The organism is Nocardia neocaledoniensis, from assembly GCF_029868625.1.
In the GTDB taxonomy this organism is placed as follows: Bacteria; Actinomycetota; Actinomycetes; order Mycobacteriales; family Mycobacteriaceae; genus Nocardia; species Nocardia neocaledoniensis_A.
Genome location: NZ_JARWOJ010000359.1, coordinates 20,586 through 43,291 on the forward strand (window position 1 = coordinate 20,586; position 22,706 = coordinate 43,291).

The 22,706-nt window shown below is 70.0% G+C and carries 20 protein-coding genes and 1 tRNA gene; 9 read left to right on the forward strand and 12 right to left on the reverse strand.

Annotation, left to right across the window (positions count from 1 at the left end):
• The first annotated feature begins 110 nt into the window (after window positions 1-110).
• Window positions 111-797 (forward strand): HNH endonuclease, encoded by a 687-nt coding sequence (locus QH270_RS27855; protein WP_280347017.1) that lies wholly within the window; start codon window positions 111-113, stop codon window positions 795-797.
• A 1-nt stretch (window position 798) separates the two neighbouring features.
• Here the strand turns inward: QH270_RS27855 and QH270_RS27860 are convergent, their stop codons facing one another.
• Window positions 799-1,368, reverse strand: a complete 570-nt coding sequence (locus QH270_RS27860) for a helix-turn-helix domain-containing protein (RefSeq protein WP_110039458.1) — start codon at window positions 1,366-1,368, stop codon at window positions 799-801.
• Between the two features lie 68 nt (window positions 1,369-1,436).
• Between QH270_RS27860 and QH270_RS27865 the strand changes: the two genes are divergently transcribed.
• Together QH270_RS27865 and QH270_RS27870 are read left to right on the forward strand one after the other, a co-directional pair.
• Entirely contained in the window at window positions 1,437-2,138 is a 702-nt protein-coding gene (locus QH270_RS27865) for an AzlC family ABC transporter permease (protein WP_280347018.1), read from the forward strand.
• 202 nt (window positions 2,139-2,340) lie between these two features.
• A complete protein-coding gene (locus QH270_RS27870; protein WP_280347019.1) occupies window positions 2,341-2,661 on the forward strand; it encodes an AzlD domain-containing protein in 321 nt (106 codons plus the stop codon).
• Between the two features lie 163 nt (window positions 2,662-2,824).
• Here QH270_RS27870 and QH270_RS27875 read toward each other — a convergent pair whose 3' ends face one another.
• From QH270_RS27875 to QH270_RS27910, 8 genes are all read right to left on the reverse strand, one after another.
• The gene (locus tag QH270_RS27875) at window positions 2,825-3,124 is read right to left on the reverse strand and encodes a DUF1540 domain-containing protein (RefSeq protein ID WP_110039456.1); all 300 of its coding nucleotides are present in this window, start codon (window positions 3,122-3,124) and stop codon (window positions 2,825-2,827) included.
• A gap of 136 nt (window positions 3,125-3,260) precedes the next feature.
• Window positions 3,261-3,932 carry a hypothetical protein gene (locus QH270_RS27880; protein WP_280347020.1) on the reverse strand — a complete coding sequence of 224 codons (672 nt, stop codon included), beginning with the start codon at window positions 3,930-3,932 and terminating at the stop codon, window positions 3,261-3,263.
• Between the two features lie 4 nt (window positions 3,933-3,936).
• Window positions 3,937-4,359, reverse strand: a complete 423-nt coding sequence (locus QH270_RS27885; RefSeq protein ID WP_348537692.1) for an acyl-CoA thioesterase — start codon at window positions 4,357-4,359, stop codon at window positions 3,937-3,939.
• Entirely contained in the window at window positions 4,356-9,233 is a 4,878-nt protein-coding gene (locus QH270_RS27890) for an NAD-glutamate dehydrogenase (RefSeq protein ID WP_280347021.1), read from the reverse strand. The genes QH270_RS27885 and QH270_RS27890 overlap by 4 nt, the downstream gene beginning before the upstream one ends.
• Window positions 9,234-9,445: 212 nt before the next feature.
• The gene (ettA, locus tag QH270_RS27895) at window positions 9,446-11,122 is read right to left on the reverse strand and encodes an energy-dependent translational throttle protein EttA (RefSeq protein ID WP_280347022.1); all 1,677 of its coding nucleotides are present in this window, start codon (window positions 11,120-11,122) and stop codon (window positions 9,446-9,448) included.
• A gap of 68 nt (window positions 11,123-11,190) precedes the next feature.
• Window positions 11,191-11,751, reverse strand: a complete 561-nt coding sequence (locus tag QH270_RS27900; protein WP_280347023.1) for a single-stranded DNA-binding protein — start codon at window positions 11,749-11,751, stop codon at window positions 11,191-11,193.
• Between the two features lie 121 nt (window positions 11,752-11,872).
• The gene (locus QH270_RS27905) at window positions 11,873-12,850 is read right to left on the reverse strand and encodes a serine/threonine dehydratase (RefSeq protein ID WP_280347024.1); all 978 of its coding nucleotides are present in this window, start codon (window positions 12,848-12,850) and stop codon (window positions 11,873-11,875) included.
• Window positions 12,847-14,913 carry a cytochrome c oxidase assembly protein gene (locus tag QH270_RS27910; RefSeq protein WP_280347025.1) on the reverse strand — a complete coding sequence of 689 codons (2,067 nt, stop codon included), beginning with the start codon at window positions 14,911-14,913 and terminating at the stop codon, window positions 12,847-12,849. The genes QH270_RS27905 and QH270_RS27910 overlap by 4 nt, the downstream gene beginning before the upstream one ends.
• Window positions 14,914-15,048: 135 nt before the next feature.
• Between QH270_RS27910 and QH270_RS27915 the strand changes: the two genes are divergently transcribed.
• The 3 genes from QH270_RS27915 to QH270_RS27925 all read left to right on the forward strand — a co-directional run bounded on the left by QH270_RS27915 (window position 15,049) and on the right by QH270_RS27925 (window position 16,534).
• Window positions 15,049-15,122, forward strand: a tRNA-Arg gene (locus tag QH270_RS27915).
• A 141-nt stretch (window positions 15,123-15,263) separates the two neighbouring features.
• Window positions 15,264-15,536 (forward strand): LysR family transcriptional regulator, encoded by a 273-nt coding sequence (locus QH270_RS27920; protein ID WP_280347026.1) that lies wholly within the window; start codon window positions 15,264-15,266, stop codon window positions 15,534-15,536.
• The gene (locus QH270_RS27925; RefSeq protein ID WP_280347027.1) at window positions 15,533-16,534 is read left to right on the forward strand and encodes a 1-aminocyclopropane-1-carboxylate deaminase/D-cysteine desulfhydrase; all 1,002 of its coding nucleotides are present in this window, start codon (window positions 15,533-15,535) and stop codon (window positions 16,532-16,534) included. Before QH270_RS27920 ends, QH270_RS27925 begins: the two co-directional genes overlap by 4 nt.
• A 64-nt stretch (window positions 16,535-16,598) precedes the next feature.
• On the opposite strand, the gene QH270_RS27930 is transcribed toward QH270_RS27925, so the two are convergent.
• From QH270_RS27930 to QH270_RS27940, 3 genes are all read right to left on the reverse strand, one after another.
• Entirely contained in the window at window positions 16,599-17,201 is a 603-nt protein-coding gene (locus QH270_RS27930) for a hypothetical protein (RefSeq protein WP_280347028.1), read from the reverse strand.
• A gap of 156 nt (window positions 17,202-17,357) precedes the next feature.
• Window positions 17,358-19,412 carry an acyltransferase family protein gene (locus QH270_RS27935; RefSeq protein WP_280347029.1) on the reverse strand — a complete coding sequence of 685 codons (2,055 nt, stop codon included), beginning with the start codon at window positions 19,410-19,412 and terminating at the stop codon, window positions 17,358-17,360.
• Between the two features lie 163 nt (window positions 19,413-19,575).
• The gene (locus QH270_RS27940; RefSeq protein ID WP_280347030.1) at window positions 19,576-20,079 is read right to left on the reverse strand and encodes a GtrA family protein; all 504 of its coding nucleotides are present in this window, start codon (window positions 20,077-20,079) and stop codon (window positions 19,576-19,578) included.
• Between the two features lie 328 nt (window positions 20,080-20,407).
• Here QH270_RS27940 and QH270_RS27945 point away from each other — a divergent pair, with 328 nt between their 5' ends.
• The 3 genes from QH270_RS27945 (at window position 20,408) to QH270_RS27955 (ending at window position 22,665) form a co-directional block, all read left to right on the forward strand.
• Complete coding sequence (locus tag QH270_RS27945; RefSeq protein ID WP_280347031.1) at window positions 20,408-20,566, forward strand: hypothetical protein; 159 nt, start codon at window positions 20,408-20,410, stop codon at window positions 20,564-20,566.
• Between the two features lie 2 nt (window positions 20,567-20,568).
• Complete coding sequence (locus QH270_RS27950) at window positions 20,569-21,543, forward strand: glycosyltransferase (protein ID WP_280347032.1); 975 nt, start codon at window positions 20,569-20,571, stop codon at window positions 21,541-21,543.
• Window positions 21,544-21,684: 141 nt separating this feature from the next.
• Window positions 21,685-22,665: a PfkB family carbohydrate kinase gene (locus QH270_RS27955; protein ID WP_280347033.1), complete on the forward strand. Its 981-nt coding sequence runs from the start codon at window positions 21,685-21,687 to the stop codon at window positions 22,663-22,665.
• The last annotated feature ends 41 nt before the right edge of the window (window positions 22,666-22,706 follow it).

Sequence of the window (22,706 nt, forward strand, 5' to 3'; positions counted from 1 at the left end):
CCGATAGTTTGAAAAATAGCCGTGCAATGCGGGACGAACCATGGTCAACTGGGGGGCAGTATCGGCCCCAGATACCACATGATCCTGCCAATCATGAAATTGAGGTCAAGATGAAGCAGCGACCCAGCGCCCGGTCACACGAGGCGCGAGCGCATCGACAACTCCAGCCCGCCGACGTCCACAATCGTGGCTCGGGGGCCATTCCGCTGCACATCGTGTCCGACCATCAGCCGCATCACCCCGCGCCTCTGCACCTCGCCGGAGACCGCGACGCCGCCGCTTGGCGCAAACGCCGGGTTCTCCTCCTCAACGCCACCTACGAACCGCTCACCGCGCTGTCCGCGCGCCGCGCAGTCGTCCTGCTGATCTGCGCCAAGGCCGACGCGGTTCACGACAATCCCGAAGGCCCGGTCCTGCATTCCGCGGGCGCCGAAGTGGCCATTCCCTCCGTCATCCGGCTGCGCACCTACGTCCGCGTGCCCTATCGCGCCCGGGTACCGATGACCCGCGCCGCGCTGATGCACCGCGATCGCTACCGCTGCGGCTACTGCGGCGGCAAAGCCGAGACCATCGACCACGTCATCCCCCGCAGTCGCGGCGGCGAGCACTCGTGGGAGAACTGCGTCGCCAGCTGCGCGCCGTGCAACCATCGCAAGGCCGACAAGATGCTCACCGAGCTGGGCTGGACCCTGCGCCATCCGCTGGTGTCGCCGAAGGGCCCGCACTGGCGGCTGCTGTCGACCTCGGCCGATCTGGATCCGGTCTGGTTGCAGTATCTCGGCGAGGGAGCCGCCTGAGTCAGGGGCTCTCGATCACCATCGAGGCCCAGGTCCCCGGTTCGAGCGCTTCGAAGATGTGCGGCAGATCGCCGAGGTAGCGCACGTAGTCGCCGGGGCCCACCTCGATGGGCTCGTCGGCGGGTCCCACCAGCGCGCGCCCCGCCGCGAGCACGACGTGTTCGACGACGCCGATCTGGTGCGGGTCCGAGCGGCGGGTGTGGCCCGGTTCGGCGGCGACCCGGTAGACGTCGCAGCGGGTGTGTGATTGACCCGCTGCGAGCAACGTCACGCGGTAGTCCGCGTCGGGGGACGGCACCGGCGCGCCCTCGTCGGCGCGGATCACCTGAACATTGGGCCGCGGCGGATCGAGCAGCCGCGAGAACGGCATCTCGAGCGCGACGCACAGGGCCCACAGGGTTTCCAGGCTGGGGTTCCCCGTGCCCGATTCCAGTTGGGACAGTGTCGATTTCGCGACTCCGGCCCGGTTCGCGACCTCGGTCAGCGACAAGCCTGCGCGGGCGCGCTCACGCCGCAACGACGCCGCGATCACCGCTTGGGGTGGTCCGGCGACCGGGTCCTGCCGGTCCATCTACGCCTCCTGGGGAGCTGGCGATGTCGGGTTGACTTTACCCAGCACAGCCGTTCACCATGTAAAACATGCGTTCGATGTACCGAACACTCGACCGGGGCACGCTGGCTGCCGTGGCCGCGGCCTGCCTGGCCGTCGGCCTCTTCGGCGTGTCCTATGGCGCCTCCACGATCGCCGCCGGATTTCCCGTCTGGATGCCGATCGTGATGGCGGTGACGGTGCTCGCGGGCGGCTCGGAGCTGTTGTTCTTCGGCATCGTCGCGGCTGGTGGGAGTCCGCTGGCGGCGGTGGTCGCCGGACTGCTGCTCAACGCCAGGCATCTGCCGTACGGCCTGTCGGCGCCGGAGGTGTTCGGCCGGGGCTGGCGCCGTGTGCTCGGCGTCCACGTTCTCAACGACGAATCGGTCGCCTTCGCGGCGGCGCCCGGCGATCAGGAACGCAAACGTGCCGCGTACTGGGCGTGCGGAATCGGTGTCGCCCTGTGCTGGCCGCTCGGGGCGACCCTCGGCGCGGCCCTCGGTTCGCTCGTTCCCGACACCTCGGCGCTCGGCCTGGACGCGGTGTTCCCGGTGATCCTGCTCGCCCTGATCCTGCCCGCCCTGCGCGATCGCGCCACCCTGCGCCCGGTCCTGGTCGGCGCCGCGCTCGCCGTGGTGGTCGCGCCGGTCGTCCCCGCAGGCCTGCCCGTGCTGATTGCGCTACTCGCCCTGGTGTTCGCGCTGCGCGCACCGGAGGCGCCCGCGGACGCCGACACGGTGGTGACGAGTTGACGGCCACTTCGCCGACCGGCGGCCGGCGAGCCGGACACCTGCCGCGCGCGTCCCGCGGCGAGCCACTGACCGGGCGCCCGGCGATCATCCGCTCACCGAGTCGACAGGACACTCCGCGCGCCCGCATCCGTCGACGACGGCTACGGCTGTCTCCGACCGGCGATGTCGTCGCGCACGGGGCTGCGGCGATCGGCGGGATGTCGTGAACGCGCCGTATCTGCTGCCCGCGATGCTCGCTCTGGCCGTGGGCACCTATGCCCTGCGCTGGACCGGCCCCGCGCTGCGGCATCGACTCCGGCTGTCGGCCAGGACCATCCATCTACTCGACACGGGCGCGCTGATCTTGCTGGCCGCGCTGGTGGCGACCGCTACTCTGCCCACCGGTTCCGGCGAACTCGGCGTCGCCCTGCCCGTGGGCGTTGGCGTGGGCGGCGTGCTGGCCTGGCGGCGCGTGCCGCTGCTCGTCACGGTGATCGCTGCCGCCGCGACCACGGCCGCGCTCCGACTCGCCGGGGTGCACTGACCCGAGCGTCGGAGACGACGCACTGGGCGAACACCGGCTCGCCTACCGCAACGATGCGGACCGGAGACACGCCGCGGACGGCCTGGACCGTCCGGTCACGGCGACCGGACAGTCCTGGGCCGCCCGCACCGGCGCGACGAGTGCGCGGCTCAGAGAAGGGCGCTCAGCGAGACCGGTAGGTCAGGCAGCGCGCGGAATGTTCGGCCGAGCCCGCGCCGACGCGGATCTCGGTGGCCGCGCACTCGAGGTCCCGGTTGTGCACACAGTCGGCACGCTGGCAGGCGCCGACCATGCTGGTGACGGTGTCGAGCCCGCCTTTCACCGACAGGGGAACGAACGTCTCGCAATCGGCGCTGCCGTTGTGCCCGGCGACGTTGATCGCGAAGGCGTGGCAGCCGTCGTGGTTGTAGGAACAGTCGCCGACCGTGCACTCCGTGACGTGCGGCATTTCGATCGAAGTCATATCCAGCCCTCTCACCGTAGAGATGGTCACGCTGTGTCGGATATCACTCTAGGCTCCCGCGATCGCGAATCAAGGCAGGTCAGGCTAGCCTTACTGGCCCCTTCTGCCGTGCGGATACCGCCGTCCGCTGGGGGCTTCAGCTGGGCGACAACGGGATTCCACCGCCGAGCCGGCGCGCGACCGAGCCGTAGCGAGCATCCAGCCGCAACCACGTGCGTGTCGCGCGCACCCGCACGAGCTCCGAGGGCTGGATGCGGCGCGACTCGGTCTTCTCCCCCGCGTGCGGAATGAAGTCCATCGCGGTGAGCGCGAAGACCACGCGCATCGGCACGTCGACCGTGAGATCGTCCGCGCCGGTGACCGTGAGCACCGACTGATCGAGCAGAGACGCGGGCGGGCCGTGGGCGCCGCCGTGTTCACGCGCCAGATCAGCGCCGCGCTCGGCCAATTCGACCAGGGCGCGGGCGGGTACATCGTCGACGTGGGTGAAACCCTCGGTGGGTGGCAGGGCACCGCGCCAGGCTGAGTCCATCGAGTAGCCGAGATCGATCGGATGGCCGGTACGTAGGCCGGCCAGCACCGAGTCGGCGCCGACGGTGACATCGTCGACGCCGAGTTCGGCGGTCACCGTCCGCACCGCGAGCGTCTCGAAACCCGTTGCCACCCATGCCGAGACCAGGCTCGAGCCGCGCCGCCGCAAGCGCACCACGGCGGCGGGGTCGAGCCGGATCGCCCGGGTGAGGAAGGTGGCGAGGTTCTCGCGTTCGGCCGGATCGGGGGCGTGCAGCACCCGCTGTTCGGAGCTCACGTCGTCAGATCCGCCACAGGGCCAGGTAGTCGCGTTCTTCGTCGGTGAGCCTGCGCAGCCGCTGGGTCTCGATGTCGAACGCGGCCAGCTGCGTGGTCGCCGTCACCGCGGGCGGCGAATCCGGTGCCGTGCCATTGGCCCGCACCTCGTAGCCGATGGTGAAATCGACCGCCCGCAGCTGCTTGATCCACATCGTGATGTCGAGCGGAGTGTCCTCGTGCCGGAGCTGACCGCGATACTTGACGTGCAGGTCGACCAGCACACAACCCTGCCGACCCATCGACGCCGTCGGCTTGTCCCCGTCGAACAACCACGGGATCCTCGCCTCTTCGAGCAGGGTCACCATCCGCGCGTGGTTGACGTGCTGATACACGTCCATGTCCGACCAGCGGATCTCGACCTTGGCATGAAAAGGCGAACTCGTCACCGTGGTACCTCCGATTGGGCGCCCACCCCGCTCACCATGCTCCGCACCTGTCGCGCGGCGACCGACAGTGTGGCGAGGTCGTGGGTCCCGGACTCGAACAGTTCCGACAGTGCCGCGCGCGCACGGCCCAGCCGGGACTGGTTTTTCGACTCCCAGTATGCAATTTTCTCGTCGGCCGTCTCCTCCGGGTCACCCGCGGACAGCACGTCCAGGGTGAGCGAGCGCAGCGAGCCGTACATGTCGTCGCGCAGCGCGAGCCGGGCCAGCGCGTGCCAGCGGTCGCCGCGTTCGAGATGGCTCACCGCCTCGAGCAGCCAGTCGATCTTCAGGTGCTCGTTGAGCGCGTAGTACAGCGCGCCCACCTCGGCGCCGTCGCGGTCGGCGATGTCGGCGATGTCGACCACGTCGAGCAGCGGGTAGAGGCCGAGCAGACCGAATACCTCCGTGGCCAGATCGGTCGGCGCGCCGCGCGCGATCAGTTCGGCCGCGCCCTGGGTGAGCGAGGTGACATGGTGCCCGCGCAGCCAGCCCGGCACCTGGGGCGCCAGCTCCTGCACCCGGCTGTGGTACCGGTTGATCTCCGCGCCGACGGCGATCGGCTGCGGGCGGTTGCTCAGCAACCAGCGCGAAGCGCGGTCCAGCGTGCGCTTGGATTCCAGTTCCAGCAGATCGCACACCCCGGCGGGGGCGTCGGCCGTGCGGATACGCGCCCACACGTCGTGCAGTTCGAAGATCTCGGTGGCCGCGGCGAAGGCGCGCACGGTGTCGGAGGTACTGGCCCCGACCTCCTCGTTGAGCCGGTGCGCGTAGGTGATGCCGCCGTAGTCGACGACCTCGTTGACCAGCATCGTGGTCACGATCTCCCGGCGCAGCCGGTGTTTCTTGATCTCGGCGGCGAAGCGCTCCCGCAGCGGTGTCGGGAAGTACTGGGGCAGCCGTCGGGCGAAGTACACGCTGTCGGGCAGATCGGTGTCGAGCAGATCGGCCTTGAGCCCGAGCTTCACGTGCGCGAGCAGATTGGCCAGTTCGGGTGAGGTGAGGCCACGCCCGTCCTCGGCGCGCCGCTTCAGTTCGGCATCGGTCGGCAGCGCCTCGAGCTCGCGGTCGAGGCCTCGGCGCTGCTCGAGATCGTCGATCACGCGGGCGTGCACGCTCACCATCTGCGGCGCGTCGGTGCGGGCGATACCGATCAGCACGTTCTGATCGACGTTGTCCTGCAACACCATCCGCGCGACCTCGTCGGTCATCGAGGCCAGCAGCGGATTGCGGTCGGCGGGCGCCAGCGCGCCGGCGCTCACCACACCGTCGAGCAGCACCTTGATGTTCACCTCGTGGTCGGAGCAGTCGACGCCCGCCGAGTTGTCCAGCGCGTCGGTGTTCATCTTGCCGCCCGACCGGCAGAACTCGATGCGGCCCAGCGCGGTGGCGCCGAGGTTGCCGCCCTCACCGATCACCTTGACCCGCAACTGGTTTCCGTCGACGCGCACCGCGTCGTTGGACTTGTCGCCGACCTCGGCATTGGATTCGGTGCTCGCCTTCACATACGTGCCGATACCGCCGTTCCACAGCAGCTGCACCGGGGCGAGCAGGATCGCGCGCACCAGTTCCGGCGGCGAGAGCGCCTGTACCGAGTCGGGCAGGCCGAGCGCGGCCCTGGCCTGTGCGGAGATCGGTACCGACTTCACGGTTCGCTCGAAAACGCCGCCGCCCGCGCTGATCAGGCTGCGGTCGTAGTCGGCCCACGAGGAACGCGGCAGCGCGAACAGCCGGGCACGCTCGGCGTAGGAGGTGGCGGCGTCGGGGTTCGGGTCGAGGAAGATGTGCCGGTGGTCGAACGCGGCGACCAGGCGGATGTGCTCGGAGAGCAGCATGCCGTTGCCGAACACGTCACCGCTCATGTCGCCGACACCCACGACGGTGAAGTCCTGGCTCTGGGTGTCGATGCCCATCTCGCGGAAGTGGCGCTTGACCGCTTCCCACGCGCCCCTGGCGGTGATGCCCATCGCCTTGTGGTCGTAACCGGCCGAGCCGCCGGAGGCGAACGCGTCGCCGAGCCAGAAGCCGTAGCGGGTGGCCACGTCGTTGGCGATGTCGGAGAAGCTGGCGGTGCCCTTGTCGGCGGCGACCACGAGGTAGGTGTCGTCACCGTCGCGGCGCACCACCCTGGCGGGCGGCAGCACGGCGCCCGTGGCCAGGTCGACGTTGTCGGTGACGTCGAGCAACCCGGAGATGAAGGTGCGGTAGCAGGCGATGCCCTCGGCCACACTCGCCTGCCGGTCGACGGCGGGATCACCGGTGGCGGCCGACGGACGCTTCACCACGAAGCCGCCCTTCGCGCCGACCGGAACGATCACGGCGTTCTTCACCGCCTGCGCCTTCACCAGGCCCAGGATCTCGGTACGGAAATCCTCGAGCCGATCCGACCAGCGCAGGCCGCCACGGGCGACCGAGCCGAACCGCAGGTGCACGCCCTCCACCCGCGGGGAGTAGACGAAGATCTCGAATTGCGGTCGCGGCTTGGGCAATTCGGCGATCTCGCGCGGCTCCACCTTGAACGAGAGGTAGTCGCGCGAGCGCTCCTCGGCGTCGAGGACGTAGTAGTTGGTGCGCAGCGTCGCCTTGATCAGGCCGAGGATGGCGCGCAGGATGCGGTCGGCGTCCATGCTGACCACGTCGTCGATGCCGGCACGCACCATCGACTCGATCGCGTCGGCGGTCTCGGCGGAGACCGTATCCGGATCGAAACGCGCGGCGAACAGGTCGACGAACGCGCGCGAGACCTCCGGATGCGCCAGCAGGACGCGGGCGATGTTCACCTGGCTGTACGGGAAACCCGCCTGCTGCAGGTATTTCGCGTAGGCGCGCAGGATCGAGACCGAGCGCCACGGCAGCCCGGCCCGCAGCACCAGCTCGTTGAGCCCGTCGGCCTCGGCGCGGTCGTACCAGACCGCCTCGAACGCGTCGGTGAACCGGGAATGGAGTTCGTCCTCGTGGCTGGCCTGTTCGAGCAGCTCGGCGTCGAGGTCGCCGCCCAGGGCGTTGCGCAGCAGCTCGGGCCTGGCTTGCAGGCCGAAATCGTAGATCCAGCGCTCGGGGCCGCCGTCGAGTTCCAGCTGGTAGGGCCGCTCGTCGACGACCTCGACACCGAGGCTCTGCAGCACCGGCAGCACCTGACTCAGCGAGACACCGGAACCCCCGATGTAGAGGCTGAACCGCCACGAGCCCGGCGCGGCCTCCGGCCTGCGGTACAGGTGCTGGCCGATACCGCCCTCGGTGAGCCGTTCGAGCCTGCCGATATCGGCCAACGCGCGGGCCGGGCCGAAGTCTTCCTTGTAGCTTTCCGGGAAGGCCTCCGAATACCGTTTCACCACAGCCGGATCCACCACGGCGGAACTCGCGATCTGCTCGCCGATGCGGTCGTCCCAGGTGTGGCTGGCGGCATTCAGCAGCGCCTGCAGGCGCAGCCGGTTGTCCTCGGAGGTGTCGGGCGCCGCGCCCTCCCCCGGCAGCATCACCGTGAAATACACACTGGCGAGCTCGCTTTCGCTCACCCGCGCCGAGTAGTCGATGTCGACGCCGCCGAGCTCGCTGACCAGGATCTCCTGCATGTGCAGGCGCACCGCGGTGGTGTAGCGATCGCGCGGCAGGTACACCATGCAGGCGACGAAGCGGCCGTAGGTGTCGCTGCGCAGGAACAGCCGCACCTGCCTGCGCAGGCCGACGCCGAGGACCGCCACGGCGGTGCGGCGCATCGTCTCGGTGTCGGCGGAGAAGAGTTCGGTGCGCGGGAACGACTCGATCACCTCGAGCATCGCCTGCCCGGAGAAGGAGTCCTTGTCGAACCCGGCGGCCTCGATCGCGTGGCGCACCCTGGTGTTGATGACCGGGATGTCGAGCACGTTCTCGTGCACGGCGCTGACGGTGAAGGTGCCGATGAACAGGTGCACACCCGCCACGGCACCGGCATCGTCGAGATCGGCGACACCGACGAAGTACGGATACACCGAACGGTGCACGGTCGCGCGCACCAGCCCCTGGGTGAGCATCAGCAGCGGCCGGTCGCCACCGTTGATCGGCACCTGGAAGTCGGTGCCGATGTCGGCGCGCAGCACGCCGAGGCTCGCGCCGGGCACCTGGGTCGACACGGTATGGCCGTGGTCGGTCTCGCGCCGGTAGCGGGCGTACCCGAGCACTGTGAAGTTGCCACCGCCCAGCCAGCGCAGCAGCTGGGCGCACTCGGCCAGGTCGGTGGCGGGGAACGGGGCCGAGCCGGAGCCGGCGGCGCGGTCGAGCTGGTCGGCCAGCGAACTCTGCACCGCGGTCATCGCCTCGGTGTCGTCGATCACCTGGCGAACGTCGGCGATCACCTCCGGCAGGGTGCGCTCGATGTCGTCGAGCTGGGCCCGGCTCGTCGACGGATGCAGTTGCAGATGCATCCACGACTCGGGTTCGCCCGGTGCGGCGTTGCCGTCGACCTCGTGCGGCGCGGCGCTCACCAGCACGCCGTCGGCGTCGCGGGTGACCTCGAAGATCGGGTGGATCACCTCGGAGACGTTCACCTGCATGCGGCCCAGGGCCGCCGTGATCGACTCGACCAGCAGCCGCATGTCGTCGGTGACCACCTGGACCGCGGCGCCCATCCCCGATCCGTCGTCGGGATGGTAGACCCGCACCAGCGCGGTGTGCGCCGGGCGGCGAGCGGCCAATTCCATGTGGCGGCGGAAGATCTGGTTGATGCCGGTGACGGGGAAGTCCGCGTCACCGGCGTCCACGTGTCGGAAGTACGCCCCTTCGAGTGTCGCGAGATCACCGCGCAAGCTTTGCGGCATTCCCGCGGCCCACGCCGCGCTCGACATTTCCGACGAGACCGTCATCGTTTTCGCCCACTCCCATGGATTCGGTTCGCTTCGATTCCGCAACTCTGGTGACGCATTTTCGAGACTAGCCGGGGGTAGATGGACACGCGGAGGGATTTCCGCCTTGCCGCGCCGGTAACTTCACCGGCGTTCCGCGCACGACGAGAACGGCCCGGCGGGGCCGATCGTTGATCGATCAACTCCGCCGGGCCGTGGCGCTTTTCGCGAGGTCAGTCGCGGGTCAGCTTGCGGTGGGTCACCCGATGCGGGCGAGCCGCCTCCGCGCCGAGGCGGTCGATCTTGTTCGCCTCGTAGGCCTCGAAGTTGCCCTCGAACCAGAACCACTTGGCCTCGTTGTCGCTGTCGCCCTCCCACGCGAGGATGTGGGTGCAGGTGCGGTCGAGGAACCAGCGGTCGTGGGAGATCACGACGGCGCAGCCGGGGAACTGCTCGAGCGCGTTCTCCAGCGAGCTCAGGGTCTCGACGTCGAGGTCGTTGGTCGGCTCGTCGAGCAGGATCAGGTTGCCGCCCTGCTTGAGGGTGAGCGCCAGGTTCAGCCGGTTGCGCTCACCACCGGAGAGCACGCCCGCCGGCTTCTGCTGGTCCGGGCCCTTGAAGCCGAACGCGCTGACGTAGGCGCGCGAGGGCATCTCCTGGTTGCCGACCTCGATGAAGTCGAGCCCGTCGGAGACGACCTGCCAGACGTTCTTGTTCGGATCGATGCCCGCGCGGTTCTGGTCGACGTAGCTGAGCTTGACGGTCTCGCCGACCTTCACCTCGCCGCTGTCGGGTGCTTCCAGTCCGACGATGGTCTTGAACAGCGTGGTCTTACCGACACCGTTGGGGCCGATGACGCCGACGATGCCGTTGCGCGGCAGCGTGAACGACAGATCCTTGATCAGCTGACGGTCGCCGAAGCCCTTGTCCAGGTTCGACACGTTGACCACGATGTCGCCCAGGCGCGGACCCGCGGGGATCTGGATCTCCTCGAAGTCCAACTTGCGGTGCTTCTCGGCCTCCGCGGCCATCTCCTCGTAGCGACCGAGGCGGGCCTTGTTCTTGGCCTGGCGGGCCTTGGCGCCCGAGCGCACCCAGGCCAGCTCCTCCTTGAGGCGCTTCTGCAGCTTCTGGTCCTTCTTGCCCTGGACCTCGAGTCGCTGGGCCTTCTTCTCCAGGTAGGTGGAGTAGTTGCCCTCGTACGGGTAGGCGCGACCGCGGTCGAGCTCGAGAATCCACTCGGCGACGTTGTCGAGGAAGTACCGGTCGTGGGTGACGGCCAGCACGGCGCCCGGGTAGGAGGCCAGGTGCTGTTCGAGCCACAGCACGCTCTCGGCGTCGAGGTGGTTGGTCGGCTCGTCGAGCAGCAGCAGGTCGGGCTTGCTCAGCAGCAGCTTGCACAGCGCGACGCGGCGACGCTCACCACCGGACAGGTTGGTGACCGGCTCGTCCGGCGGCGGGCAGCGCAGCGCGTCCATGGCCTGCTCCAGCTGGGAGTCGACGTCCCAGGCGTCGGCGTGGTCGAGGAACTCCTGCAGCTTGCCCATCTCGTCCATGAGCTCGTCGGAGTACTCGGTGGCCATGAGTTCGGCGATCTCGTTGAAGCGGTCCAGCTTCACCTTGACCTCGCCGAGGCCCTCCTCCACGTTGCCGCGGACGGTCTTCTCCTCGTTCAGCGGCGGCTCCTGCTGCAGGATGCCGACGGTGGCGCCGGGCGCGAGGAAGGCCTCGCCGTTGTTCGGCCGGTCCAGTCCCGCCATGATCTTCAGCACGCTGGATTTACCGGCGCCGTTCGGGCCGACAACACCGATCTTGGCGCCGGGCAGGAAGTTCAGCGTCACGTCGTCGAGGATGACCTTGTCGCCGTGCGCCTTGCGAACCTTGATCATCTGATAAATGAACTCAGCCATATGAGAAAGCCTATCGGTGCGGGGTAACTGGGTGCGATGCGGAGCGGGCCGGTGCCGCGGACCGACCCTCAGGCGTCGACCTGCGCGGGCGTGCCCGGGTTCGGCACCGCAACCGGCGATCGCGCCGGGAGGGAATCCGCCGCGGTCGTAGAGGCTACGGCAGTGGCTTCGGTCGGCGCATATCCGGCCGGGTCCTCGGCGCTCGGTGCTGCAGCGCCACGGCGGTCGGAAATATTCCGCACCACGTGCGGCGCCGGCCGCACCGCGTCGGAGCGCCGCACCACCGACGCGGTGCAGCGGGCCAGATCGGGCCCGACGGCCGCCGCGCGCATCTCCAGGTCGCGCCGTTCGGTGCCGTCCTTGCCCCGGTACTCGTGCGAGCGCAGCTGCCCGTAGGCGATCACCGGATCGCCACGGTGCAGCGACCGGTCGACGCCGGTCACCAGACGGCGCCAGCAGGAGACCGTGAGATACAGCGTCCCGTTGTCGATCCACTCACCCGCGTTCGCGTCGAACCGGCGGGAATTGCTCGCCATCCGGAAGGTCAGCACCTGCTCGCCGTTGGCGAGATCGCGCCGGACCGGATGGGTGACCACTGTGCCGATCACCGTCGCGTTTGCCTCGTACATCGAACCCGCCCCCGCTCGCTCGTCGTTGTTCTGACCGTCCAAGAATGGCCCGGCAACGCGCCGGACGGGCGGCCGTGACCGCGACTGGGGACAACTCAGCGGGTTGTGGATATCACTCGTGTCAGACGACGGGGAGTTCGGTGTTCGCCCCACATAGCACGACGACCGGCCGGACGCCCTGATCCGGGCGGTAGACGCCGCTCTGCACGGCGGCCAGGGCGGCAGCGCCCTCGAGCTCGACGACCACGCGGAATTCCCGCCACAGGTATTCGCGGGCGGCGGCCACCGCGTCGTCGGCGACCGCGAGCACCGGCATCCGATGCCTGCGGGCGATGTCGAGCGCGATGTCACCGACCCGGGTCTCGCACTGTGGCTCACTCACTCCCGAACCCTCGTGCACGTCGACGGGCTTGCCCGCAGCCAGCGCGGCCGACAACGCGGGCAGGTGTTCTGATTCGACGCCGACGATCTGCCTGCGCCTGCCGAGCGCGGCGCCGAGCCCGGCGATCAGGCCACCGCCGCCGACGGCGGCCAGCACCGGCGGCCTCCCGCGCACCTGTTCTTCCAGTTCCAGGCCGATCACGCCGGCTCCGGCCACGACGTCGGGCATGTCGTAGGCGTGCAGGTGGGCGGCACCACGCTCGGCCGCCAAGGTGACCGCCCGCACCTGGGCCTGCGCGTAATTCGTGCCGTGCCACAGAACCTCGGCACCGTGCGCCCACATCGCCGCGACCTTGGTGTGCGGCGCCGATTCCGGCACCACCACCGTGCAGGTCTTGCCCAGCTGAGCCGCGGCCAGGGCGACCGCGATGCCCGCGTTCCCGGCCGAGGCCACCACGACATGTTCGGCGCCGTCGCCCGCGGCCAGCAGCGCGTTGAGGGCGCCGCGCACCTTGAAGGTGCCGCCGTGCTGCAGGAACTCGAGCTTCAGCGTGACCGGCACCGGGCCGTCGGGTCCGTCCACGCTGGTGTGGAAGACCGGGGTCTTGCGGACCCGGCCGGTCAGTCTGCGTCGCGCCGCCCGTACCTCGGTCCGCAGCACGCGCTGTGGTCTGCCGTCGGGTGAGGATTCGAGCTCCGGCTCACCGCATCGGCTCACCGGCGCACCTCGCCGTCACGCCGCGCGAGTTCGGCGTACATCGCGTTGTAGGCGGTCAGCTCGGCGTCGTTGTCGCGATCGGCGGCCCGATCGGTGCGCTTGGCCAGGCGCTGATCACTGCGCGACCACTGGATCAGCAGGGCCAGCATCACCACGACCAGCGGCACCTCGCCACTGGCCCAGGCGAAGCTGCCGCCATTGCGCTGATCGGCCAGCAGGTCGATGTTCCAACCCAGGTCGAGAGTGCGGTAGAACCAGCCGCCGAGCACGGTGTTCATGCTCATCAGGGCGATGCCGAAGAAGGCGTGGAACGGCAGGGTGCCGAACACCATCGCGAGCTTGGTCAGCGGCGCCACCTCGCGCGGCTTCGGGTCGATGCCGATCACCACCCAGTAGAACAGGTAGCCGCTGATCAGGAAGTGCGCGTTCATCATCAGGTGCGCGGCGTGCGAGTCGACGGTGGCGTCGAAGATCCCGCCCAGGTACAGCGCGTAGAACCCGGCGACGAAGATCACCGAGGCGACCACCGGCTGGGTCAGGAACCGCGAGACCGGGTTGTGCACCGCGGCCAGGATCCACTCACGCGGACCGGGCACCCCGTCGCGTCCAGCGGGCGGCAACGCGCGCAGCGCGAGGGTCACCGCGCCGCCGAGGGCGAGCAGGATCGGCGCCAGCATCGACAGCGCCATGTGCGCGCCCATGTGCACGCTGAACATGGCGGGCGCGTACCGCCCCACCCCGGAGGACGTGGCGAGCAGCAGCACCAGGCAACCGCTGCACCAGGCGATGGTGCGCCCGACCGGCCAGGCGTCGCCGCGCTTGCGCAGCCGCCACACGCCGAGCAGGTAGAGCGCGGCCAGGACGAGCGCGAGGGTGCCGAAGATCAGATCGAAGCGCCAGTCGAACAGCAGCCTGCCCACCGACGGCGGCCCGGCGAGGGTGTAGCCGAGCTCCACTTCGACGGGCGTCGGAATGGCGACGGGCGGGGGCGGCGGGGTGCGGCCGAGGCCGACGGCAAGGCCGATGGTCGCCGCGAAGATCAGCATCTCGACCCCGGCGAACCGGATCAACGCCGTGCGGTCGCGCGGGTCGGCCGCGAGGGCGGGCAGGGCCGCCCTGCGCTGCAGGTAGCCGAGCACGCCGAGCACCGCCAGCGCGGCCGCCTTGGCCAGCACCAGCTTGCCGTAGGTGGTGCTGAACAGGTCCGAGGCGGGCACCCGGACCCAGGCGTTGACCACGCCGCTGAGCCCGATCACCACGAAGGAGATGGTCGCCGCGAGCGAGAAGCGCCGCGCGGCGATGTCGACACCGGGACCGCCGCGCAGCGCGTAGGCCAGCACCGCGATGAGACCGCCGACCCAGACCGCGGCCGAAACCATGTGCAGAATCAGCGAATTGGTCGCCACGTCGTGGGAACCGCCGGAGGACGAATGGCCCGTCAATGCCAGCGGCATCATGGTGATCAGCGAGCCCGCCAGCAACAGCGGCGTCCAGCTCCAACGCAGCGCCAACCGGCACAGCACCACCAGGATCAGCGCGAACACGGTGGTGGTTCGCCAGGCGCCCGCCACCTCGACCTGCGCGATGACCGGCCACAGCACCTCGGGCCGCCAGATGTCCCCGACCGGCTGACCGGTCGTGTCCGAGACCGTCAGCGGTACCAGCAGCGCCGCGCTGACCGCCCAGATCAATGCCGCGTGCCCGGCCCTGCGCACCGCGCGATACCCGCCGGCCTCGAGCAGCCCGCTGTCGCGCGGCGGCAGCAGGAACGCGGCGAACAGCAGCGAGCCGACCGTCACCGCGGCGGCCAGATCGGCCACCGCGCGCAACGCGGGCAATCCATATGTTGTGATCGGCCCGGGATCGGGTATACCCAGCAGACTCAGAGCTTGCGCCGCCGACAACCCGACCACGATCGCCGCCACGAAGGCGGCCATCGCACCCGCGACAACACTCAGCACCCCGAAGGACGCGGCGTTCCCTGCCGGCGCCGCCCGACCCGGATCCGCCGGTGGCGCGCCGTCCTCGGCGGTGCCAGCGGAGGGGTCTTGCGATAACGACATGCCAACGAGGGTAGTTCGGCCTGCTCGGAGCCGCCCCGATGGGGCATCTCTCCCCACCCCACCCGCGACCTGGTCGGTCGCTATACTTTTCGCGCTGGACACCGGGGCCGAGTTCGGCCAAGGTGGATGCGGACTGCCTCCGTAGCTCAGTTGGATAGAGCAAGGGCCTTCTAATCCCTAGGTCGCAGGTTCGATTCCTGCCGGGGGCGCGATACGGCCCTGACCAGCAGCAATGCTCGGTCAGGGCCGTCGCCGGCGCGGAGCACGATGCTCCACCGGATAGGAACTCTCGAAGTGGACCGGGTCGGCGGCGAGGCGAGGGCGCGGGCCGGCTGCCGTAGGCTTCCCCGATGGATGTGCAGATGCGACACCTGCGGTATTTCGTCGTCGTGGCTGAGGAATCGAATTTCGCCCCGGCGGCGCAGGGCATCCATATCGCACAGCAGGCGCGCAGCGCCCAGGTCGAACAGCTCGAACGGGAGCTGGGTGTCACGTTGCTGGAACGGAGTACCCGGGCGGTGTCCCTCACACCGGCCGGGGTGGAGTATCTGGAGGATGCCCGAGCGATACTGGCGCATGTGGAGCGTGCGAGTACCGATGTGACGAAGGTGCTCGGCGCATGAGGACTCCCCTGCTGCATCAAGCCTTCCCCGAATTGCGTTCCACTCTGCCGCATCTGGCTCTCGGCACCGCGCCGACACCCGTCCGACCACTGCCCGGCCTCACCGACGGCGAGGCATCGGTGTGGCTCAAGGACGACGGCGAATTCGGTGACGGCGGATGGGGCGGCAACAAGGTACGCAAACTCGAATGGCTGCTCGCCGATGCGAAACGCCGTGAACGTCGGACGATTCTGACCGTGGGCGGTCTCGGCACCAACTGGGGGCTGGCTACGGCGCTGTACGGGCGTGAACTCGGACTCTCGACCGTACTGGCGCTGGTCGACCAACCCGTGGACGAGCATGTACGAGCACAGCTGCGGCGACTGCGGCGCTCCGGCGCACGTCTGCACTTCACCCGGACCAAGGCCCGGACCATCGCGGCCGCACCGCTGCTACTCGGCCGATACTCGCGGGGAGGAAGACCGCCCTATCTGCTCCCGGCCGGAGGTTCGTCGCCGGTCGGCACGCTCGGCTACGTCGAGGCGGCCTTCGAGATCGGCGCGCAGGTGCGGGCCGGGGAACTACCCGAGCCCTCGCACATCGTGGTCGCGATGGGCTCGGGCGGGACTGCCGCTGGACTGCTGCTGGGCTTCGAACTCCTCGGCCTGACAACGCGGGTCGTCGGTGTCGTCGTCAATGACACGCTGCGATTGGACGCCGTCACCATCACCCGGCTCGCCGCTCGAACCCGCAAGCTGCTCGCTCGCCGGGGAGCGATATTGCCCGCGCCCCAACAGAATCCGGGCCGGCTGCGGATCGTGAACGACTGGCTCGGGCGGTCGTACGGGCACACGACTCCCGAGGGCGAGCGGGCGCTGAGACTGGCCGAGACGAACGAGAACCTGGATCTGGAACCGGTCTACACCGCGAAAGCGCTGGCGGCACTGCTCGCGATGAACCACCGCGGCGAGTTCGGCCCCGGCCCCGTCCTCTACCTCAACACCAACGGACCGCGATGACCACACCGATCACCGAACTGTCGGCGGCGCCGGCCCGTGGCAGTCGCATCCCGGCGCCCCGATGTCAGCGGCAGGCGCCGAGCCACCACCAGCCGCCGGACAGTGGGAATCGCGGGCAGATCGGATCACCGAAACCGTCGTAGGGACCGGAGCCGGGCGGGCCGGTGAAGTGGCCGTATCCCGCCGCACCGTCCGGGATTCCGACGTAGTCGGGAACGAACAGAACGGGCCGCTCCCCGGTGCCTATGTCGGCCACCTTGCAATTCGCCGACACCCAGCACAGATGTCCCGGTAGCGATCTCCCGTAATAGCCGTCGGCCGTGCCCGGTGCCTCCATGTCCGCCACCGTCGCGAAGAGCGGGCGCTCGAGCTGAAACCGGAGCCACACGCCGACTTCGGGACGGACAACGAACAGCACCGGCGCACCGATCCCGATCACCGCGAGCACGACCGTGGTCACCAGCGTGCACCTGGTGGCGTGGCGGCTCGCGTGCCGCACCGCGAGCCCTGACCCGGCGACCACCCCGATGAAGGCCAGTGCCAGAAGCGGCAACGCCGCCAGCCACAGGTAGGTCAGGATCAGCCCGCGATGTAGCGCCGTCACCACGGAGAACACCGCCGCGGCGGCGGCCACCAGGAGCGGGATCGCCGAACGCCTTTTCGCCACCACCGCAACCTAATCCACGGTGATGGGAAGTTCGCGCGGAGAATGTGGAGAACGTGTGCGCATGCCCGTCCACGGCAGGACCTGCCTCGACCGGCCCTGCTCGCCGGACCGGGCATCAGGTGGCCGGGGCCGGTGACGATCCAGCAGGTCGGCAGGTCACCACCAGCCCAGGATCGGTTGCAGTGCCCGGCCGAGCGGACCGGACAGCGATCGGGAGTAGCTCGCGGTGAGGTGGTGTTCGTCGTGGTAGATCAGGATGTTGCCCTCGGCCACCGAGCAGAGGGTCGGTTCGCAGACCGCGTCGCTCAGGTCGATCGGGAAGACGCTGGGGAACGCCGAACTCGGGGCGAGGGCCGGGTTGACCGGGGCGAACGCGTCCTCGCGGCGCATGCCGCAGCTGACGCGGTCGCCGCCGGCCGCCAGGCAGTCGGTGGCCTTGTAGCGCACGGTTCCGCGGCGTAGCCATGGCGTATCGCGGATCGCGACCACGTTGAGTCCGCGATCCGACAGGGCCGACCACACGGCGAGGTAGTCGTCGGGGGTCTCGTCGCCGCCCTCCTCGCGGGGCCGGGTGCCGGTGGTGAACACCCAGTCGGGCCGGTCTACGCCGAGGCGGTCGATCACCTCGGCCGACCAGTCCCGGCAGTCCGGGTTCGGCTCGCCCTTGTACAGCGCGTCGGCGGCCATCGTGAGCGGACAGCCCATCTTCAGATACACCTGAACACGGAACGCGTGCTCGTCGGCGAGGACCTGCAGTGCCGGGAGCCAGTGCTCGGCGTGGGAACTGCCGACGAGTGCGAGGGTGCGGTCGGCGTCGGGGTCACCGTAGACGCAGGTGACGACCTCGCGGGTGTCCCAGTCCGCGATGCAGCCGTCCCGGGTGGGCGGCGGCACGTCGGCGGCGGCCTCGAACACCGTGGGCCGCAACGGTTCCGCCGACGTGGGCGCTCCCGAAGCCAGAGCCTCGGCGCCGGGATACCGCTCCGGGTTCTGCGCCTCGGCCGCCGCCGCCGGACTCACGCGCAACGCGCTCTGCCAACCGACGGTGGTCGCCGTCGTCGCCGCGAGCAGCACCCCGACGACGACCCAAAGGGCACGGGTTTCCCCGCCCCGTCGCAACGGGAGTTCGATCCACCGGTGGGTCAGCCAGGCCAGCACCAGCGAGACGCCGATCACCGCGCTGCCTTCGGCCGGATTCGCTTGCGGGCTACCGCTTTCGGCGAGGAAGAAGATCAGGATCGGCCAGTGCCAGAGGTAGAGGGGATAGGCCAGGTCGCCCAGCCTGCGCATGACGGGATGCGCCAGGAACCGGTTCGGCCACGGCCGGTCGCCGGGCGGCAGGTGGGCGGCCGACAGGATCACCGCCGCGGTGGCCGCGACCGGCAGCAGCGCGGCGGGCCCGGGAAATCGATTGGCGCCGTCGAGGATCAGCCACCCGCAGAGGACCACGCCCGCGAGCCCGGCCGCGGCCAGCACGCCGCGGAGCCGGCGCGCGGGCACGACATACGGTGCGACGACGGCGAGTCCGGCCCCGGCCAGCATTTCCCAGCCGCGGGCCAGCGTGTCGTAGTAGTTCCAGCCCTGGTGCGTGGCGGTGCCGGAGGCCGCGTAGCCGAACGAGGCGAGGCCGGCCGCGACCACGACCACACCGAGCACGAGGCGGGTGCGGCCGGGCTTGGCGCCCAGCCCGGCCATCACCGCGACGGCGAGCAGGACCGCGACGTAGAACTGGGCCTGCACCGACATCGACCACAGGTGCTGGAGCGGGCTGACCGACGGGTCGGCGGCGAGATAGTCCGACCACGTCAGGGCCAGCTGCCAATTCTGGACATAGAACATCGACGCCAGAACCTGTGCGGCCGTGGACGACCACTGCGTATACGGCTGCCACGCGATGGTGGCCGCGACGACCGCCGCGAGCACCACCGCCATCGCCGGTACCAGCCGCCGGGTGGTACGCCGCACCACTGTCCATGCCCACGGCGAGTCCGTGCGCTCGGCCCGGCGCAGGACCAGGCCGGTGAAGAAGAAGCCCGAGAGCACCAGGAAGACATCCACGCCGCCCGAGACCCGGCCGAACCACACGTGGAAGACGACGACCAGCGCGATCGCCAGCCCGCGCAGGCCGTCCAGGTCGTCGCGGTACGCCGCGCGGGTCGCGGGCCGATCCTCGGCACGGGTGCGGGCCGACCCGACATTCGTGCCGGTCATCGCCGACGGCTCCGCCTCGGCGAGATCGGTTCGGGCAGCGGCGAATCCGGGTTTCGGCGACGGGGAGGTGACCAGGACATGGCTAGTCTCCTACCACGCCCCGAACCGCCGGGTCCATTTGTGACCGCCCGACCGGTGCGGACCGATCGGGCGGCCGTGGAAATCAGAAGACGAAGCCGCGCAAGGCGAGAAAGCGCAGCCCACCCACCGCGGCCATGATGGCGAGCACGGCGCCCGCCTGCGCGACGTCGGTGAGACCGGGCGCCCAGAAATTCAGGCAGGCCAGCGCGGCCGTGGTGACGAGTACACCGAGCAATGCCAGCCCGCCGCCCTCCCACTGCGCGGTGAACCAGCCGACCCGGCCCGCCGCGCGGAAGGTGAGGCGCCGGTGCAGTTCGTTCGCGAGCACCGTGCTGACGATCGATCCGGCGCCATTGGCCACCAGCGTGCCTGCCCCGTTCATCGCCAGGAACAGCACGACATAGGCGATATTGCTGAGACCGCCGACCAGCGCGAAACGGACCAGCTGCGCGATGACATGACCACCGTTCAGATACCGCGCCGCGCGCGCGAACCGGCCGTCGGCGGCGGCGATGCGCGGCAACCACAACTCGGTCAGGTCGACACCGGGGAGGACGCCCGGGCGGGTCAGTTGCAGCGTGGTCATGGTGTTTCCGATCGAACGAGAGGTCGCCGTCGCCGGTTCGACAACACGACTGACTATACGTAGATGTATACGTACACGCAAGATCGCACCGCATCCGTCGGGACATCGGTGGTCGCCGATTTCGGCGGACAGGTTCCGCGTGCCGGACCATGCCCCCCCCGAAACAGGGCACGCGAAACCGGCACGCCGCTGTTTGGCGCAGGTGCCGCCGGGCATTGCGCCAGCGAGAACCGTTCGACGCAGGCGGCGAGCCACCCTCCGGGCGCCGCGCACCGCGCCGACCGCGTGGCGTTTTCGGTACGACCCCGCCCGAAAGGAGTTCCACACCGTGAACCCGTCACCCCTCGCGCGTCGGCTGGGCACCGTCCCGAGCACCGGCGGCTCATCGGGACTCGGCGCTGTCACCATGGGCGAGGGAATCGCCGGGGAGCGCGCCGACCTCGCCGGCGCAGCGGCGTCCGCGGGCGAGGTCGGGATGACGCCATGACCATGACGATTCTGGTTTGGCACGCGCACGGCCCCTGGATGACCTCGTTCGTCCAGGGACCACACCGCTACCTGATCCCCCACGACCCGCGCTGGGGCACCTGGGCACTGGGCCGATGCGGTCGACCGTGGCCGGATCGTGCCGAGGAGATCGCGCCCGAGGCCCTGGCCGGTGAACACGTCGACGTCGTGGTCGTCCAGCGGCCGCGCGAACTCGAGCTGGCGCGACGCTGGCTGGGTCGCACGCCCGGGGTGGATGTTCCGCTGATCTACGTCGAGCACAACACGCCCGCCGGGCATGCCGCGACCACCCGGCATCCGATGGCCGATCGCGACGACCTCACCCTGGTGCACGTCACCGAGTTCAACCGGCTGATGTGGGACAACGGGCGCGCCAGGGTCCGGGTCCTGCCACACGGCGTCCTCGACCCGGGCGACCGCTACACCGGCGAGCTCGAACGGGCGGCGACGATCGTCAACGAACCGGTGCGCCGCTGGCGGGTCACCGGCACCGATCTGCTGGCCGGACTGTCGGAGGTGGCGCCGATCGACGTGTACGGCATGGAGACCGAGCACGTCCACACCGCCGTCGGCCGTCCGCGGGAACGGGTGTGCGGCCACGGCGACCTCCGCCAGGACAGGCTGCACGCCGAGGTGGCCCGCCGTCGGGTGTTCGTGCACACGCCGCGCTGGACCTCGCTCGGCCTGTCCGTGCTCGAGGCCATGCATCTCGGGATGCCGGTCGTGGCGGTCGGCACCACCGAGGCGGCCGCGGCGATCCCGCCCGACGCCGGGGTGGTGTCCACCGATGTGGCGGTACTGGCCGAAGCGGTCGCGCGATATCTGCGCGAGCCGGACCTGGCCCGGCTCACCGGCAAGGCCGCACGGCAGTGGGCGCAGGCCGATTTCGGTATCGAGCGGTTCGTCGGGCGGTGGAACGACCTGCTCGCCGAGACCGTCGCCGACGGCCGACGATGACACACGTCCTGGTGGCCGCACACCCTGGCCTCGGTCTGTGACGACGCCATCGCCGTGGACGCCGAGTCGGCCGCGACGGTGCAGCAGACGCACCTCGGTGCACGCCGTGTGCACCGCCCTCGATCCCGCATTGGAGGCACTGTGACTTCGCATCCCGGACCGATAGTCGTGCTCGGCGACGTCTTCCTCGACATCGACGTAGACGGTCACTGCGCGCGCTACAGCCAGGACGACGCCCCCATCGTCGACGTCACCGCCACCCGATACCGGCCAGGCGCCGCGGGCCTGGCTGCCCGCCTCGCCGCGGGCGATGCCGACGAGGTGGTACTGATCGGCGGATTCGCCGACGATCACGCCGGGCACCAGTTGCGCGCGCTGCTCGAGCCGTACGTCCACGTCATCGGTGTGCCGCTGCACGGGTCGACGATCTGCAAGCAGCGGGTGTGTGCCGACGGTCTGTGCGCCGACGGTGCGGCCGGCGAGCGGGTGGTCATCGCCCGGTGCGATTCGGGCGACGGGAAAGTGGCGCCGGGGCCGGTTCCCACCGAGGTCGACACGGCCCTGGCCAGGGCCTCCGGCGTCCTGGTGTCCGACTACGGCCGCGGCATGACGTCCCATCCCCAGATCCGCGGCGTGCTGCGCACGCTCGCGCATCGCATCCCCGTCGTGTGGGATCCGCATCCGCTGGGTTCGCTGCCGATTCCCGACACCGCGATCGTCACCCCGAACCGGGGCGAGGCGCTGCGGCTGCTCGATGCGGGCTCGACGATCCGCGACACCGCCACCCTGGCCCGGCTGTGGTCCGCCCACGCGGTCGCGGTGACCCTCGGCGCCGAGGGCGCCTACCTGTGCGGCGAGGAGTTCCCCGCCGGGCTGCGTGTGCAGGTGCCGCCGGAGCGGCGTGCCCACGCCGGCGCCGACAACTGCGGCGCCGGTGACCGATTCGCCGCGGCGGTCACCGTCGTGCTGGCCGAGGGCGAGTCGGCGGAGCCCGCGGTCCGGCACGCGGTGAACGCGGCCGCGGACTTCGTGTGCCACGGCGGTGCCTTCTCGGTCGCCGAACCCGAACCGGCCGCGGTCGCGGCCATGGCGGCCACCGCGGACGTGGTCGGCTGGCGATGACCACACCCTCGCGCGCCTGGCTGGTCAGCGGCGACCGGTAT